This is a genomic window from Methylomarinum vadi, assembly GCF_000733935.1.
GTDB classification, from domain to species: Bacteria; Pseudomonadota; Gammaproteobacteria; order Methylococcales; family Methylomonadaceae; genus Methylomarinum; species Methylomarinum vadi.
Genome location: NZ_JPON01000001.1, coordinates 2,294,807 through 2,311,232, shown reverse-complemented (window position 1 = coordinate 2,311,232; position 16,426 = coordinate 2,294,807). Strand labels below are relative to the sequence as shown.

The following is a 16,426-nucleotide window of genomic DNA, read 5'->3' as shown; positions in this document are numbered from 1 at the left end:
ACGCATAATGCGAATGGATAAATTAACCAGCAAGTTCCAGCAGGCGCTGGCCGATGCGCAAAGCCTGGCATTGGGCAAGGATCACCAGTTCATCGAGCCAGTGCATGTGATGAGCGCTCTGCTGGACCAAGAAGGGGGCAGCATCGGGCCGTTATTGACTCAGGCCGGCGCCAATGTCAATAGCGTGCGGGCGGAAGTCAATCAGGAATTGGCCCGCTTGCCGACGGTTTCTGGTACCGGCGGCGATGTGCAGTTGTCCAGCGAACTGTCCCGTATGTTGAATCTGACCGATAAACTGGCGCAGAAACGGAAGGACGCCTATATCTCCAGCGAGCTGTTTTTGCTGGCGGCTTGCGAAACCAGCGGTTTCTTGCAGAACCTGTTTAAACGCCAAGGTATCAGCAAGGAAATGCTGGAGAAAGCTATCGAAAATATTCGTGGCGGACAGGCGGTCGACGATCCCAATGCCGAAGACCAACGCCAAGCATTGAAAAAATACACCATCAACCTGACCGAAAGGGCCGAGCAAGGCAAGCTGGATCCCGTGATCGGCCGCGATGATGAAATACGCCGCACCATTCAGGTGTTGCAGCGGCGTACGAAAAACAACCCGGTCTTGATCGGCGAGCCCGGCGTCGGTAAGACGGCGATCGTCGAGGGACTCGCGCAACGGATCGTTAACGGCGAAGTCCCGGAAGGCATCAAGGGCAAGCAATTGCTGGCCCTGGACATGGCAGGTTTGATCGCCGGCGCCAAGTTTCGGGGGGAGTTCGAAGAGCGTTTGAAAGCGGTGTTGAACGACATCGCCAAACAGGAAGGCCATATCATCCTGTTTATCGACGAGCTGCATACCATGGTCGGCGCCGGCAAGGCGGAAGGGGCGATGGACGCCGGTAATATGCTGAAACCGGCGCTGGCGCGCGGCGAATTGCACTGTGTCGGCGCCACCACGTTGGATGAGTACCGCCAGTACATCGAAAAAGACGCGGCCCTGGAGCGGCGCTTCCAGAAGGTTTTGGTCGACGAGCCTAATGTCGAGGATACCATCGCCATCCTGCGCGGTTTGAAGGAGCGGTACGAGGTTCATCACGGTGTCGACATCACCGACCCGGCCATCGTCGCGGCGGCATCGTTGTCGCATCGTTATATCACCGACCGGCAGTTGCCGGACAAGGCGATCGATCTGATCGACGAAGCGGCTAGCCGAATTCGCATGGAAATCGATTCCAAGCCGGAAGCGATGGATAGGTTGGACCGGAAACTGATTCAGCTGAAAATTGAACGGGAGGCATTGAAAAATGAAAACGACCCGGCCTCGATAAAACGGTTGGAAATATTGGAAGGCGAAATCAGTCAGCTGGAGAAGGAGTTTTCCGATCTGGAAGAGATCTGGAAGGCGGAGAAGGCCGCTGTGCAGGGCTCGGCGACGGTCAAGGAAAAACTGGAACAGGCCCGGTTGGATTTGGAACAGGCCAGCCGCGCCGGCGATTTGACGCGGATGTCGGAGCTGAAGTATTCGACGATTCCTTCGTTGGAAAAGCAACTGGATTTGGCCTCGCAGGCGGAAATGCAGGATATGCGCTTGCTGCGGAATAAGGTGACGGACGAGGAAATCGCCGAAGTCGTGTCGAAATGGACCGGTATTCCGGTTTCCAAGATGATGGAAGGCGAGAAAGAGAAGTTGCTGCATATGGAAGAACAGCTGAGCAAACGGGTTATCGGTCAGCAGGAGGCGTTGAAAGCGGTCAGCAATGCGATCCGCCGCTCCCGTGCAGGTTTGGCCGATCCCAACCGGCCCAACGGTTCCTTCATGTTTCTGGGGCCGACCGGCGTCGGTAAGACCGAGTTATGCAAGGCGTTGGCCGAGTTTCTGTTCGATACCGAAGAGGCGATGGTGCGCATCGACATGTCCGAGTTCATGGAGAAACATTCGGTGGCCAGGTTGATTGGCGCGCCTCCCGGCTATGTCGGTTACGAGGAAGGCGGTTATTTGACCGAGGCCGTGCGGCGCAAGCCTTATTCGGTGATTCTATTGGACGAGATTGAAAAAGCTCATCCGGATGTATTCAATGTGCTGTTGCAGGTCTTAGACGACGGCCGTTTGACCGACGGTCATGGCAGAACCGTCGATTTTAGAAATACGGTAATCGTCATGACGTCCAATTTGGGGTCGGCGCGCATACAGGAATTGGCCGGCGAAGAGAATTATGCGTCAATGAAGGCGGCGGTGATGGAAATTATCGCATCTCATTTCCGGCCGGAATTCATCAACCGGGTTGATGAGACGGTGGTATTCCATCCTTTGGGACACGATCAGATCAGCGCGATTGCCAAGGTGCAGCTCGATTATCTGCGTGCCCGCCTACAGGAACGCGAAATTGGTTTGTCGGTCTCGGATGGGGCGCTCGATCTGCTGGGCGAAGCCGGTTTCGATCCGGTTTATGGCGCCCGTCCCTTGAAAAGGGCAATCCAGAATCAATTGGAAAACCCGTTGGCCAACGAGATTTTGTCCGGTCGTTTCGGCTCCGGGGACGAGATCAAGGTCGATGTCGAGGACGGACAATTGGTCTTCGCTAAATAACAGGGAGCTTGTGTTTGGCGCCTTTTAGCGAAAAGGCGCCAAATTAAACCATTGGATATTCATTCCTTGTGCTTTATAAGCCAATGACTGGCGTCGCGGCTGTGATTTCGGGGTCATTATGGCAGGCTAATCCTATCCAGAATATTCATCTTTCAATTCTGTCATAAAAGGGTAATATTACTTTGCTAAATTGAAACAGTTTTGACGTTACCAAATAATCATATATGACGAAATTGAATGTTCTGGTTATCGAGGATGAGGAGGCTATCAGGGAAATGCTGACCATGGTGCTGGAACAATCGGACTTTACTGTTTCTGCGGTGGAAAGCGCCGAGGAGGCGCAACAGGCATTAGCCGAAAAAATGCCGGATATTCTGTTATTGGATTGGATGTTACCCGGCGTTAGTGGTGCCGAATTTGCCAGGCGGTTGAAAAAGGACGATAGCTACAAGGAGTTGCCGATTATCTTGCTGACCGCCCGAGGCGAAGAGGAAGATAAAGTCAGGGGACTGGAAATCGGTGCCGACGATTACATCACCAAGCCTTTTTCGCCGAAGGAGTTGGTTGCCCGCATCAAGGCCGTGATGCGCAGAAGCGGTAAGAGCGGCGAAAGCCGACAAATCAAGTTGGGCGACTTAACCTTGGATACCGAACAGCATCGTCTAATGATAGATGGGACTTCGTTGGATGTGAGTCCCACCGAATTCAGGTTAATGCATTTTTTCATGCTCAATCCGGATAAGGTGTTCAGCCGTAGTCAATTATTGGACCAGGTCTGGGGACGCAGTGTCTATATCGAGGAACGGACCGTCGATGTGCATATCAGGCGTTTGCGCAAAATCCTGGCGGCTTATAATCGCGAGGACATGGTGCAAACCGTGCGCGGTTTTGGCTACCGTTTTTCCGTAACCGGTTAGGTGATGGACGATGGGGCGCTGGTGGTGGCGGGAAATCCATATCGTTTTGTTGCTGTTGCTCGCGGCGACCTTGCTCAGTGTTTTTATCGGCCATTTCACCGAAATCTGCTTATTCATCGCTATTTGTCTTCTGCTACGGCAAACATGGCACGTCAACGAATTGGAACACTGGTTGAGAGCCGGAGCGGTTGGCGACAACTTAACGGCCAAGGGAATCTGGGAAGACATCTATTTTCATCTGTATAAAATCAAAAAGACCGAAAAAAAGCGGAAAAAGAAACTGCGGAAAATGATCGACCAGTTTCGCCGCTCTACCAACGCTTTGCCCGATGCGGCAGTCGTTTTAGGCAAGCATGCCGAAATAGAATGGATTAACAAGGCCGCACGAGACGTGCTCGGTTTGAAAAAATCGGATAAAGGCCAACGCATTCCCAATCTGATTCGTTCGCCTCAGTTCAGTCAATATCTCAAGGAAAACGACTATACGCAAAAAATCAGCATCGCTTCGCCGGTCAATGAAAATATTATCCTGCAAATCACCATCGTCCCTTACGGGGCGGGCCTTAGACTATTGATCGCCCAGGACATTACTCATCTGAAAAACATGGAGCGGATGCGCAAGGATTTTGTTGCCAATGTTTCCCATGAATTACGGACGCCGTTGACGGTATTGAAAGGCTATCTGGAAACCCTGCAGGAAATGGGGGACGGTATGGCGGCCTATGCCCGATCGTTTCAGCAAATGTCCGAGCAAACCGAACGGATGCAGTTGCTGATCGATGATTTATTGTTATTGACTCGTTTGGAAACGCGGGAAAAACACTCGGAATGTGTCAATGTGCCGCAATTGCTCAGCCAGATTTGCCGGGAGGGCGATGCCATCGAAAATTCCGCCAGGCGTATTGAACTGACATTCGGATGCGACAAGAATCTGATGGGTGATCCCCAAGAGTTGCGCAGCGCCTTTACCAATTTAGTCATCAATGCGCTGAAATATTCGCCAGAGGAGAGTGTCGTCAGGGTGCATTGGCAGCTTTTAGCGGATGGTGGCGCCTGTATTGAGGTCGAAGACCGAGGTGAAGGCATTGCGGCCAATCATATCCCTCGAATCACCGAGCGTTTTTACCGCGTCGAGGGCAATCGTAGCCGTAAGATTAAAGGGACCGGCCTGGGTTTGGCGATTGTCAAACATGTGTTGGTGAGGCATGACGCCAAGCTGGAGATCCAGAGCGAACTCGGCAAAGGCAGTTGTTTTCGCTGCCTGTTTCCGCGTAAGCGCGTTTGCTGATTCTGAAATTCTTAATCCGCCATTCCAGCGCGGATAACCCCGACACCTTTCCACGATTAAACCTACTGTTGAAAATAAAATGTCGCCATGAATATTATAAAGTGCTAATATTTGGGGTGGTCGAATTTATCAGTCATGGGATAAAAAATTAAATGTCTGGCTGTTACAAAGCGATAAAAAGACTTATTCTTTAGATGGGACGGCGAAATTGTATGTACCGTTTCCAAGATTAAGTACAAGCATGGATGTATTAGAATGCGCTAACTAAATAATTCATTTGTTTGGAAGGAGTAGGTTATGATTTCAGAAGGGGTGGTTGAGTTATCACGATGGCAGTTTGCCGTCACTTCCATGTACCATTTCCTGTTTGTGCCGTTGACGTTGGGTTTGTCGTTCCTCCTGGCCATCATGGAGTCCACGTATGTGATGACCGGACGGCAAATCTACAAGGACATGACCCAGTTTTGGGGTAAGTTGTTCGGCATCAATTTCGCCCTTGGTGTCGCCACCGGTTTAACGATGGAATTCCAGTTCGGCATGAACTGGTCCTATTTCTCCCACTATGTCGGCGATATTTTCGGTGCCCCTTTGGCGATCGAAGGATTGATGGCCTTTTTCATGGAGTCGACGTTCGTCGGCCTGTTTTTCTTCGGTTGGGACAAGCTCAGCAAAGGCCAGCACCTCGTCATCACTTGGCTGGTGGCGTTGGGAACCAACCTGTCGGCCCTTTGGATTTTGGTCGCCAACGGTTGGATGCAAAATCCGGTCGGCGCCGAATTCAACTACGAAACCATGCGCATGGAAGTGGCGAGTTTCGCCGATCTGATTTTCAATCCCGCCGCCCAAGTCAAGTTCGTGCATACCGTTGCTGCCGGTTATACCACCGCTTCCGCGTTCGTACTCGGTATTAGCGCCTATTACATGTTGAAGGGAAGGGATGCGGCGTTTTCGCAGCGATCCTACACCATCGCCGCCGGTTTCGGTTTGGCGGCGGCGCTTTCGGTGATCGTATTGGGAGACGAGAGCGGTTATACCGATGGCGAGGTACAGAAAACCAAATTGGCGGCTATCGAGGCGGAATGGCATACCGAGGAACCGCCGGCGGCGTTCACCGCGATCGGTTTGCCGGATCAAGACAATATGAAAACCGATTTCGCCGTCAAAATTCCCTGGGTGCTTGGCTTGATCGGAACTCGTTCCATCGATGAACCTATTATTGGCATCAGCGAAATTCTGGAACATAACCGCGAGCGTATTCGCAGCGGCATTAAGGCCTATGCCTTATTGGAGCAGTTGCGAGGTAATGAAGGCGGTCCCGAGACAGTGGCGCAGTTCGAACAGGTCAAGGCCGACCTAGGTTATGGATTATTGTTGAAGCGCTGGACCGACCACGTCGTTGATGCCACCGACGAACAGATCGAAATGGCGGCGCAATACAGTATTCCGCAAGTAGCACCGTTGTTTTGGACATTTCGCATCATGGTCGCCTGCGGTTTCGTGATGTTGGTCGTGTTCACACTAGCCTTTATCGCTAGTTCAATTCGGAAATGCCGGCAGGAATGGTTGTTGAAAGCCAGTCTGTACATGATTCCCTTGCCGTGGATCGCCTGCGAGATGGGATGGTTCGTCGCCGAGTTCGGCCGGCAACCGTGGACCATCGCCGAAATTCTGCCGACTTTTCTGAGTTCCTCGTCATTGACCGAGTGGGACTTGATCCTCAGTTTGTCCGGCTATTTTATGGTTTACACAATCCTATTGGTCATTGAGCTGTTTTTGATGTTCAAGTTCATCAAGTTGGGGCCGAGCAGTCTGCATACCGGTCGCTATCATTTCGAAGTCGCTGAAGGAGGTGCGCAATGATTTTCGATTACGAAACACTCAGAATTATCTGGTGGGCCTTTTTGGGCGCATTGCTGATCGGCTTCGCCATCACCGACGGCTTCGATCTTGGCGTGGCGATGTTGTTGCCGTCGCTGGGGAAAAGCGACGAAGAGCGGCGCGTCATTATTAATTCGGTCGGGCCGACCTGGGAAGGAAACCAGGTTTGGTTAGTTACCGCCGGGGGCGCCCTGTTTGCCGCCTGGCCGATGGCGTATGCAGTCTCCTTTTCCAGTTTGTATCTGGCGTTGTTCGCCACCCTGGTGGCGCTGTTTTTACGGCCGTTAGGCTTTGATTACCGCAGTAAATTGCCCGATCAAAAATGGCGCGAGAACTGGGACAAGGCGCTCTTTGTCGGCGGTCTGGTGCCCGCGTTGATCATGGGGGTCGGTATCGGTAATTTGCTGAAAGGTATTCCGTTTCACCTGGATGCTGACATGCGTATCTTTTATTTGGGTAGCTTTATCGGTTTGCTTAATCCCTTCGCGTTATTGGCCGGTGCGATCAGTGTGGCAATGTATTTGATGCATGGCGCGGTTTATCTGCAGTTACGGACCGAAGCGGAAATTTATCTGCGTTGTAAACCGGTTGTTTTGGTTTCGGGTTTGGTATTGTTGGTTTTGTTCGCCTTGGCCGGATTGTGGGTCACCCATCTGGAAGGGTATCACATCACTTCGGAAATTTTCCCGAACGCTCCGTCCAATCCACTGGCTAAGTTCGTCAAACGAGGCGAGGGTTTGTGGCTGGATAACTATAACCACGTGCCGGCGTTATGGTCGGTGCCGGCATTGGCTTTTGTCAGCGGTTTGCTGACGATAGCTTTGTCTAGGTTCGATCGCCCCGGCCTGGCTTTTATCACCAGTTCATTGACCGTGACAAGCATCATCCTGACGGCTGGGGTATCGATGTTTCCATTTCTGATTCCTTCTAATATGTCGTTGAATAGTTCGTTGACGATATGGGATTCGAGTTCCAGCCAGGCGACGCTCAATACGATGTTCTGGGTCACGGTGGTCTTTCTGCCTTTGATTCTTCTTTACACCAGTTGGGTGTTCCGGGTGCTGCGAGGCAAGATTACCGTCGAATACATTCGCGACAACGATCATAAGCTTTATTAGGAGATTGCCATGTGGTATTTCAGTTGGATTCTGGGGGTGTTGTTGGCCTGTTCGTTAGGCATCATCAATGTATTGAGGCTGGAAGCGCAATTGGCCCTGGTCAAGGAAAACGAAGTGCTCGATCCTTTGACGCGATTGCTGTGCAGGGACAGCATGATGACTAGAATCGCGGAAAAAGTCGACAATTCCCGCCGCAGCGGTTTGCCGTTTTCGTTGCTTTATATCAGTCTAAGGGATTTTAAAGTCAAGCATGCCTTGTTGGATCATGAAATGGATACGACCTTGCTGAGGGTCGTGGAAACGATGAAAAAGGATATTCGTGTCGGGGTGGATATCGCCGCCCGGGTCGGCGAGGAAGCGTTCTTGTTGGCATTGCCCGGCGCCTCGCAAGACCGTGCCGAACGCATTGCCCATAAACTTCAGAGCGATATTCATGCCCAGGTCAAAACCCCCGGCAACATTGCCGCCGAGGCCAGGGTTTCGGTCGTAGAGTATTCCGATCATGCCGGACAATTCAGGGTTGACGGACTGAATACGGCAGAAGAAGCCGAGAAGCTGTTGACGATTGCCAAGGTCCAATTGGACGAATTAGCGGCTTGATTGTCTATAAATTTCTAAGCAACTACCGGTTCAATCCGTAGCGAAGGGCGAACAGGAAGGCACGCTCCCGATCCAATCAAGGCAAGTGGTTTCATTTGGCCGGTGATAAGCCACTTCGCTATCGGCTACCGCTGAAAACTAGGACGATTTTTTCAGTGTGGCAGCCCTAAGCGAGACAGGGCGTTACGCTTTTGAGTCGTTCCTTTATTCTTATCAATTCAGGGGCTGCACTATAATTGTGCTAGCCTTTGTGTTTTAACCCGTTAGCCGGTAAATAGCATGCACCCCTGGATAGTCAAGAATTTCGCTTTCACTTTCCACGAAATACTGCTAAACAGACCGGCAAGGGATTGATAAAGCGCATAAGTTTGCTAAATCTTTGAGCATTTCAACTCATTATCACTTATTTTCTGACTCGAGAGGCAATTGTTCGATTAGTATGCGTTCAAATTGCTCGGCTGGTATCGGTTTGTTCAATAAATAACCCTGTAATAAGTCGCACCCTCTGGAAATCAGAAATTCCTGTTGTTGTTCGGTTTCGACGCCTTCGGCGAGTACCTTCAAACCTAAGCTGTGAGCCATATCGATGATAGTGGAGACAATGACATTGTCATTATCATGGTCGGGAATGTCGATGACGAAAGAGCGGTCGATTTTCAGCTTGGAGATGGGAAGGTGTTTGAGTTGGGCAAGCGAGGAATGGCCGGTACCGAAATCGTCCATGGCTATTTCGATGCCTAATTGGTGGAGGGCGCGTAATTCGTCTAGGTGTTCGAATTTCATAATCTGACTTTCGGTGACTTCAATCTCCAGATTAGCGAGAGGAAAGGCCATGTTTTCGAGAACGTGACGTAATTGTCTGGCGAAGCCCGGACGTAGCTCTTTGAACGACAGGTTCACGGCCAATTGAAAGCGCGGCAAGCCTCGTTGCCACCAAGCGAGGCACTGGCGACAGGCGGTAGTCAGGACGTACAGGCCCAATTCTTGAATCAAACCCGATTGTTCGGCAATGGGAATGAAGATATCCGGTGCAATCCAGCCTTTGCCGGGGTGTTGCCAGCGAACCAGCGCTTAGGCGCCCACGATGTGCCCGTTTTTGCAGCAATATTGGGGTTGATAATGAATGAGGAAGTGCTCCTGTTCCAGCGACAGACGCATATCGGCGGTCAGTTGCAGACGTTCGGTCACGCTTTCGGTCAAGGTGTCGTGATAGAAATGATAGCGGCCGGGTCCTTGTTTTTTAGCTTCGTACATCGCGGTATCGGCGTTGCGCAGTAATATTTCGGCCGTTTTGCCATGCTCGGGATAAACACTGACGCCGACACTGATGGAGAGCGGGTAATCGATATTATTGATGGATAATTTTGCAGGGAAAGAGTCGCATAACTTTTCGCAAATAGCGCTGAGTTGCTGGGTATCGATAAGGTTTTCGATCAACACGACAAATTCATCGCCGCCAAGCCGGGCCAAGGTGTCGCCGCCACGGATGTTTGCCCGAATATTGTCGGCAATATACTTTAGAACCCGGTCTCCTTCGATATGGCCTTGGGTGTCGTTGATGTCCTTGAATTTGTCCATGTCCAAAAACAGCACGGCCAATTTCTGCCGCGTGCGTGCGGCGATTTGGATGGCGTGTTCGAGGTGATGGAGAAAAAAAGAGCGGTTCGGCAAGTCGGTCAGAGGGTCATAATGAGCCAGTTTCCACAGTTGATCTTCATCCTGTTGTCTTTTGATGACGATACCGGCGATATAGGCGCAGGTTTCCAACAGGCGTTTGCAGAATTCGGAAGGTTGTCCGGGTTCGAAACTCGATAGCGCAAAGGAGCCAATAGGGTCATGGTCATTTATCCTAATGGGATTGGACCAGCACGCGCCGATATTAAAATCGACGGCAAATTGTTTAAGATTTTTCCAGCGATCGTCGCGGAGAGTGTTGAAAACATACTGGGCTTCGTTACAGAAGACAGAGGTGCCGCAAGACCCGGCCTGGGGACCCGGTGCCAAACCATTGAGCTGTGTTATGGCGGACGGGGGAATGGACGGCGCGGCAATCACGTTGAGACAACTGCGGGTTTTGTCGAATACCATGATCGAGGCGACAGCATTGTCGACCATGCTTTCGGCGGTTTTACATAAGGCATCCAAAATGGATTGATGCTCGTTTCCGAGCGCCAATTGTGCCAGGATATCGCGCTGGATCTTCAGCAAAGCATTGCTCTGTTCCCGGCTAATGATTGTGTCCTTGTCTTTGGGGGGGAGGTCCGTTTTCATTGGATGCAAAATCGCATGGCAATCTTTAGTTCCGACAGCTTCGGTCGATTTTTACTTCATTAAAATTAATGTTATAGCATACATTTTATTTAAACATTGATAAATTAAAATGCGGCGTTTCAAGTATGTGAGGCATGATATATTCCAACCGCCCATAGTATCAATTAATAGTTACGTAAAGATGAAAGAACTGTTGAATTATCGGATTGTTAAATCTTTGGGAGCCAGTATGCATGCCGAGGTCTATAAGGCATTTCCTCATGGTCAAAGGAACGATCCGGTTGTCGTCAAGAGAATCAATAACCGGTTCAGTAACGACGAGTTGGCGGCCTATCTAATTCAGCAGGTCGAACACTTAACGGAACTGGGATTGCAGGATGTGCCGGTGCCAACCGTGTTGCAGGCAGATAGTGAAATCTTGTGCCTGCTGCAACCCTGGTGGGAAGGGCAAACCCTGACGCAATGGTTGCAGGACAATGCCGCACCGGGATTGGAAGCGATACTGGGGATAATGCTATCTCTTTGCGCGCAGATAGAACTGCGGCATCGGGCCGGACATATCCATAAAAGCATCAAACCCTCCAATATCTTGCTCGACTCGGTCAGCTTGCAGGTACAGATTATCGATGATGTTCGTGTGTTGGACATTAATCAAATCAGCCATTTTATCTATCACGATCATTTCCGATCACAGACCTTGCCTTATTTATCGCCCGAACAGACCGGCAGGATCAAGTATTCGGTGACTTATTCCACCGATCTGTATTCATTGGGTATGATTTTTTACGCGTTACTGGTTGGCAAGCCGCCGTTTTTGTTTAAGGACCCGATTGCCATCATTCATTCGCATTTGGCCGAGACTCCGACCCCGGTTAATCGAGTCAATCCTGCGGTGCCCAAGATGTTGAGCAATATCGTGACACAATTATTGGTCAAAGCGCCGGAAAAACGATATCAGACTGCTTCCGGGTTGGCCGCCGATATCCAACAATGCCTTGAGGATTGGCGGCAACATCGGCATATCAGCCGTTTTACCCTAAAGCAAAAGGATTACAGTAACCGGATTACCATCCCTTCCTTGATGGTCGGCCGCGACCAAGAAAAGAAACTGTTATTGGAAGAGTTTAACAAAGCCTGCAGCGGCGTCTTCAGGGCTGCGCTGATCTCCGGATTGTCGGGTATCGGCAAGACCCGTTTGATCCAGGAATTGCAATTACCGATTGTTTCCCATGCCGGCTATTTTTGCTCGGGGAAATTCGACCAATTCAAGAAGCATATTCCTTACAGTACGTTAATTCAGGCATTAACCGGGTTGATCAAGACTTTTCTGACCGAGGACGACGAAAGAATCCGTTACTGGAACAGCAGAATTTCCGCGCAATTGGGAGAAAATGCCCAACTCATGATCGATCTGCTACCGGAGTTGGAATTGATCATCGGACCGCAACCGCCGGTTGCCGACTTGCCTCCGGTGGAGGCTCGTAACCGTTTCAACGATGTGGCGGGGAAACTTATTGCGGCATTGGCCAGTCAGGAACATCCTGTGACGCTGTTTATCGATGATCTGCAATGGTGCGATGGCGCCACGTTCGATCTGCTGGAACGATTGTTCGACAATCCGCTGGATTATCCCTATCTGTTCTGGATTGGCGCTTATCGCCATAACGAAGTGGACGGCAGTCATCGATTGACCGCGCTGATCAATAAAATCCGGCAAAAAAATCGCCCGTTACAGGAAATCCGTTTGCATGCCCTGGGCTTGCCGGAAGTAAACCTGATGACGGCTTACATCCTAAATACCTACCCTTCCCGAACGGAAGCCTTGGCCGAGGTGATTTTCCAGACCTCGGGAGGTAACCCGCTGTTCGTTAACGAAAGTTTGCGTTGGTTACATGATTACCGCCATTTACATTTAGCCGAGGACGGCGTTTGGGTTTGGGACGAAGCGCAATTGCGCCATACGGACATGCCGGAGTCGGCGCTGGATTTGTTCAAGGACAAGATCGCCAAGCTCGATACCGGTACGCGGCAATTGGTGTCGACCGCCGCTTGCCTGGGGGCTCGCTTCGAGGCCGAAGAGCTGGCCCTGGCCGCCGCCATGCCGTTAGCCGATTTATATCAATCCCTGGCGGCTTGTTTCGCCGACAATATTCTGCTGCGGGAAAAGGAGCAAATCCTGTTCTTTCACGATCAGGTGCAGGCGGCCGCGGAAAGCTTCATGGACCGCGACATGAAACGACAGGTGCACCAGCAAATCGCCGAGGCGTTGCTCAAGGCCATTCCGCCCCAGGCCGATTTGGAAAACTTGCCGAATTTGTTCAGCATCGTCGAACATTTGTATGAGGGACGACCCGAACACCAAAGCGACGCACAGCGACTGCGCGAAGCTCGGTTAAATTACCATGCCGGGATCATGGCGATGAAAGCCCTGGCGATGGAAAACGCCAATTTTTTCTTTTCCCAGAGCCGTGAACTCTCCCGGCATTTGTCCTGGGATAAGCACTACGAGTTTCTGTTCAGCTTGCATAAATATTTGGCCCGCACCGAAATGGCCCTGGGATATCAACCGGAATCCGAGCAGATTCTCAATATTTTGATCGAGGAGGCAAAAAGCGACCTCGACCGGGTCGATTGTTTATACGAACAAACGACGGGCTTGTCCTCGATGGGGAAATTCAAGCAAGCCATCGAACTGGGCAATCGCGGCCTGAGACTTTTCGGGCGCGCAATTCCAGAGGACGATGACGAGGCGTTGACCAAGTCCGCGCAAATCATCGAGCAGATTCATCATGACAATCAGGATGTTTGGCAGCAAATTTTAGATATCAGGCCCAGCGGCGATCGAGCCACGCGCATTGAGACCGGCATCTACAGCGAATTGATCCCCGATTATTATCTGGCCGGCATGGTGCCGCAGTTATATCTGGCGGCGATTCAGTCGACCCAAAACTGTCTGGCCGGCGGCGTCGACGAGACGGTCATTTACGGTTTTTCGATGGTCGGTTTGTACCTGCAACGCCAGGGCCGTTATGAAATGTCGTTCCGCTACGAAGACCTGGGTCTGGCGCTGTCCGAGCGCTATCCCGACACCTTCGGCGCGACCAAGGGCATTAACGGCATTTTATGGACCAACATGCACAACCGCCGCGGCTCCGAATATATCATCGAGCAATGTCGCAAGAACATTCATCGGGGTAAGGGGTGCGGTGACTTGTACAATGCCGGTTTGTCCTACGGACCGTATATTTGGCATTTGATCCATCAGGGCAAACATCTCGACCAGGTCGGTGAAATTGCCGCCGAATGCATTGCTTTTTCGGAGAAATTCAATTTGTCGTTATCGCTGGGATTGGCGCAAAGCGCCGTGGCCGGTTGGTGCGATCCGATGGTCAATGGTGAGGCCAGTTATACGGAAGCGGATATCGCGGCGATGTTGGCGAAATGGGAACTGGACAAGCATGTCGTGTCGATCGGCGGTTACTATACATTAAAGGGCATCAGCCATCATTATCTCGGCAATTTCCGTAAGGCGGAGCAAGCTTTGGAACGGGCCCGGCCCTACTTACGGGGATTGAGCGACAATATTCTCAATCGCTTGTGGTATGTCTTTCGTTACGTCAATGGACTGCGTTTGTATTCCCAGCCGTCCGTAGACGAGGAACGTATATTACGGGAGTGTACCGAACAGGTCGAGAGTTGGGCGGCACTGGGCCCTATTTTGCAACCTTATCGCTTGTTCATGTCGATGGAGCAAGCCTTCCACCAAGACGATTTCAGTAATTGTCGGCGCTATTGCCTCGATGCGCTGGATCGGGCGGTCGAACAGGAATATACATTATTGCAAGCCTATCTCAAGGAACGTCTCGGCCAACTTTATATCCGACATCGGCATGACCAGGCCGGCATGCACCTGCTCCAGGCGGCCAGGGATTACTATCGTTGTTCCGCCATGGCGAAATATCGCCAATTGCAGGAACGATATTCCCTGTCCTTACAAGAGGAACAGGGCGATGCGGAGCAGTCGCTAGCGTTAATGCTCGATGTCAATTATCTGTTGCAGGCGACTCGGGCGATTACCCAGCAATTGGATCTCAATCTGTTGCTCAGCACGATATTGAAATCGGTCATGGAACGATTAGGCGCCCGCACCGGGTATTTTGTTCTGGCCGAACAACAATTGCAAGTCGTCGCACGGGGCATCAAACGCGACCAGGTGGAAGTGGAAATCAGCGAAGAAGGTAACCTCGATACCACCAGCTTGAGTTGGGCCGTCGTCAATTATGTTTATCGTACCCGCGAGATGTTGGTGTTGGAAAACGCTTGTGACGAGGGCGATTTCATGACGGACGAGACCGTGCAACAGCTGCAATTGAAGTCGATTTTGTGTATGCCGCTGTTGATTCAGCAAACCGTATTGGGCGTGCTTTATTTGGAAAACAAACTGATTAAAGCCGTTTTCACCCGCGAACAAGTGGAACTCACCAAACTGTTGACGGCGCAGGCGGCCATTGCGTTACAGAATACCCGGCTGGTTCGGGATATGAAACAAAGCCAATGGGAAATCGAATCGTTGAATAAGGAGTTGGAGAAACGAGTCCAGGAAAGAACCGATGAGCTGTACCGGGCCAATGAAGAGCTGAAAAATTTTGCTTACGTGGTATCGCACGATTTGAAGGCGCCGCTGCGGGCGATTAATCAATTGGCAGGATGGCTTGAAGAGGACTATGCTGGGCAATTCGATGAGGAGGGGAGGGAGCAGATGGCTTTGCTCAGGGGCAGGGCCAAACGCATGCACGAAATGATCGATGGCATCCTGCAGTATTCGCGGGTGGGAAGGGTCAGGGACATGCTCGAACCGGTCGATGTCGGTCAATTGGTCGAGGATGTGATTCAACTCATCTCGCCGCCGGAAAAAATAAAAATTCGCATAAGGCCGCCCTTACCTGTTATAAAGGGGGAGAAAGTCAGACTGTATCAGATTTTCCAGAACTTGCTCGATAATGCGGTTAAATACAACGATAAGGAGCAGGGGTTGGTCGAAGTCAGTTGTCGGGAGGAGAGGGATTATTGGCGATTTTGTGTCGCCGACAACGGGCCTGGAATCGACAAGAAATATCAGGAAAAAGTGTTCCAGTTGTTCCAAACCTTGCAGCCCAAGGATCAGAGTCAAAGCACCGGCATTGGCCTGAGTTTGATCGAAAAAATTGTCGATAGTTGGGGCGGAAAGATCTGGATAGAGTCCGAAGCGGGGCAGGGATGCTCGATTTTGTTTACCATCCCGAAAATAATAACAATAAAAGATGAATAAAATTCAACCTATTCTATTGGTCGAAGATGACTTGGTCGATGTGATGACGGTCAAACGTGCCTTCCGGCAATTGGCGGTGCAAAATGAATTGGTGGTCGTCAATAACGGCGAGGAAGCGCTCGCTTATTTAAAACAGCCCACAAAGGGCTTGCCTTGCGTCATTTTATTGGACATCAACATGCCGAAAATGAACGGGCTGGAATGCCTCGACATCGTCAAGGAGCATGCCTTGTTCAAGGCCATTCCCGTCGTCATGATTACCTCGTCGAAAGAACAGCAAGACGTCGACCAGGCATTCATGAAGGGGATTTCGGGCTATATTCTTAAACCGGCAGATTATGACCAGTTTCTGGCATCCATTCAGGTACTGGCGCCCTATTGGACGCGCAACAGCGAACAGGATAGCGCGTAATATTGCCTTTCTGCTAGGGCGACGGGTAGCGGCGATAAAGCCGCTACCCGTCG

The 16,426-nt window shown here is 51.0% G+C and carries 10 protein-coding genes; 8 read left to right on the top strand and 2 right to left on the bottom strand.

The features are described 5' to 3' along the window. The first annotated feature begins 7 nt into the window (after nucleotides 1-7). The 6 genes from clpB to cydX all read left to right on the top strand — a co-directional run bounded on the left by clpB (nucleotide 8) and on the right by cydX (nucleotide 8,382). Nucleotides 8-2,581, top strand: coding sequence for an ATP-dependent chaperone ClpB (gene clpB / locus EP25_RS0111555; RefSeq protein ID WP_031434032.1), 2,574 nt, complete (start codon nucleotides 8-10; stop codon nucleotides 2,579-2,581). Nucleotides 2,582-2,805: 224 nt separating this feature from the next. Next, nucleotides 2,806-3,498, top strand: coding sequence for a phosphate regulon transcriptional regulator PhoB (gene phoB, locus EP25_RS0111550; protein ID WP_031434031.1), 693 nt, complete (start codon nucleotides 2,806-2,808; stop codon nucleotides 3,496-3,498). Nucleotides 3,499-3,508: 10 nt separating this feature from the next. After that, entirely contained in the window at nucleotides 3,509-4,786 is a 1,278-nt protein-coding gene (gene phoR, locus EP25_RS0111545) for a phosphate regulon sensor histidine kinase PhoR (protein ID WP_031434030.1), read from the top strand. A gap of 297 nt (nucleotides 4,787-5,083) precedes the next feature. After that, the gene (locus EP25_RS0111540) at nucleotides 5,084-6,646 is read left to right on the top strand and encodes a cytochrome ubiquinol oxidase subunit I (protein WP_031434029.1); all 1,563 of its coding nucleotides are present in this window, start codon (nucleotides 5,084-5,086) and stop codon (nucleotides 6,644-6,646) included. Further along, nucleotides 6,643-7,782, top strand: a complete 1,140-nt coding sequence (gene cydB, locus EP25_RS0111535) for a cytochrome d ubiquinol oxidase subunit II (RefSeq protein WP_152555636.1) — start codon at nucleotides 6,643-6,645, stop codon at nucleotides 7,780-7,782. Before EP25_RS0111540 ends, cydB begins: the two co-directional genes overlap by 4 nt. A gap of 9 nt (nucleotides 7,783-7,791) precedes the next feature. Further along, nucleotides 7,792-8,382, top strand: coding sequence for a cytochrome bd-I oxidase subunit CydX (cydX, locus tag EP25_RS0111530; RefSeq protein WP_031434027.1), 591 nt, complete (start codon nucleotides 7,792-7,794; stop codon nucleotides 8,380-8,382). 399 nt (nucleotides 8,383-8,781) lie between these two features. Here the strand turns inward: cydX and EP25_RS22495 are convergent, their stop codons facing one another. Beyond that, nucleotides 8,782-9,450 carry an EAL domain-containing protein gene (locus tag EP25_RS22495; RefSeq protein ID WP_084191021.1) on the bottom strand — a complete coding sequence of 223 codons (669 nt, stop codon included), beginning with the start codon at nucleotides 9,448-9,450 and terminating at the stop codon, nucleotides 8,782-8,784. A gap of 3 nt (nucleotides 9,451-9,453) precedes the next feature. Next, the gene (locus tag EP25_RS22490; RefSeq protein WP_051906597.1) at nucleotides 9,454-10,653 is read right to left on the bottom strand and encodes a sensor domain-containing diguanylate cyclase; all 1,200 of its coding nucleotides are present in this window, start codon (nucleotides 10,651-10,653) and stop codon (nucleotides 9,454-9,456) included. A 181-nt stretch (nucleotides 10,654-10,834) separates the two neighbouring features. Here EP25_RS22490 and EP25_RS0111520 point away from each other — a divergent pair, with 181 nt between their 5' ends. Then, nucleotides 10,835-15,961: an AAA family ATPase gene (locus tag EP25_RS0111520; RefSeq protein ID WP_031434026.1), complete on the top strand. Its 5,127-nt coding sequence runs from the start codon at nucleotides 10,835-10,837 to the stop codon at nucleotides 15,959-15,961. Then, nucleotides 15,954-16,373 carry a response regulator gene (locus EP25_RS0111515; protein ID WP_031434025.1) on the top strand — a complete coding sequence of 140 codons (420 nt, stop codon included), beginning with the start codon at nucleotides 15,954-15,956 and terminating at the stop codon, nucleotides 16,371-16,373. Before EP25_RS0111520 ends, EP25_RS0111515 begins: the two co-directional genes overlap by 8 nt. Nucleotides 16,374-16,426 lie beyond the last annotated feature (53 nt).

What these genes read in the sequence shown, in the direction of transcription:
- clpB (WP_031434032.1), top strand. Translation starts at nt 8, where the DNA reads ATGCGAATGGATAAATTAACCAGCAAGTTCCAGCAGGCGCTGGCCGAT.
- phoB (WP_031434031.1), top strand. Translation starts at nt 2,806, where the DNA reads ATGACGAAATTGAATGTTCTGGTTATCGAGGATGAGGAGGCTATCAGG.
- phoR (WP_031434030.1), top strand. Translation starts at nt 3,509, where the DNA reads ATGGGGCGCTGGTGGTGGCGGGAAATCCATATCGTTTTGTTGCTGTTG.
- EP25_RS0111540 (WP_031434029.1), top strand. Translation starts at nt 5,084, where the DNA reads ATGATTTCAGAAGGGGTGGTTGAGTTATCACGATGGCAGTTTGCCGTC.
- cydB (WP_152555636.1), top strand. Translation starts at nt 6,643, where the DNA reads ATGATTTTCGATTACGAAACACTCAGAATTATCTGGTGGGCCTTTTTG.
- cydX (WP_031434027.1), top strand. Translation starts at nt 7,792, where the DNA reads ATGTGGTATTTCAGTTGGATTCTGGGGGTGTTGTTGGCCTGTTCGTTA.
- EP25_RS22490 (WP_051906597.1), bottom strand. Translation starts at nt 10,653, where the DNA reads ATGAAAACGGACCTCCCCCCCAAAGACAAGGACACAATCATTAGCCGG.
- EP25_RS0111520 (WP_031434026.1), top strand. Translation starts at nt 10,835, where the DNA reads ATGAAAGAACTGTTGAATTATCGGATTGTTAAATCTTTGGGAGCCAGT.
- EP25_RS0111515 (WP_031434025.1), top strand. Translation starts at nt 15,954, where the DNA reads ATGAATAAAATTCAACCTATTCTATTGGTCGAAGATGACTTGGTCGAT.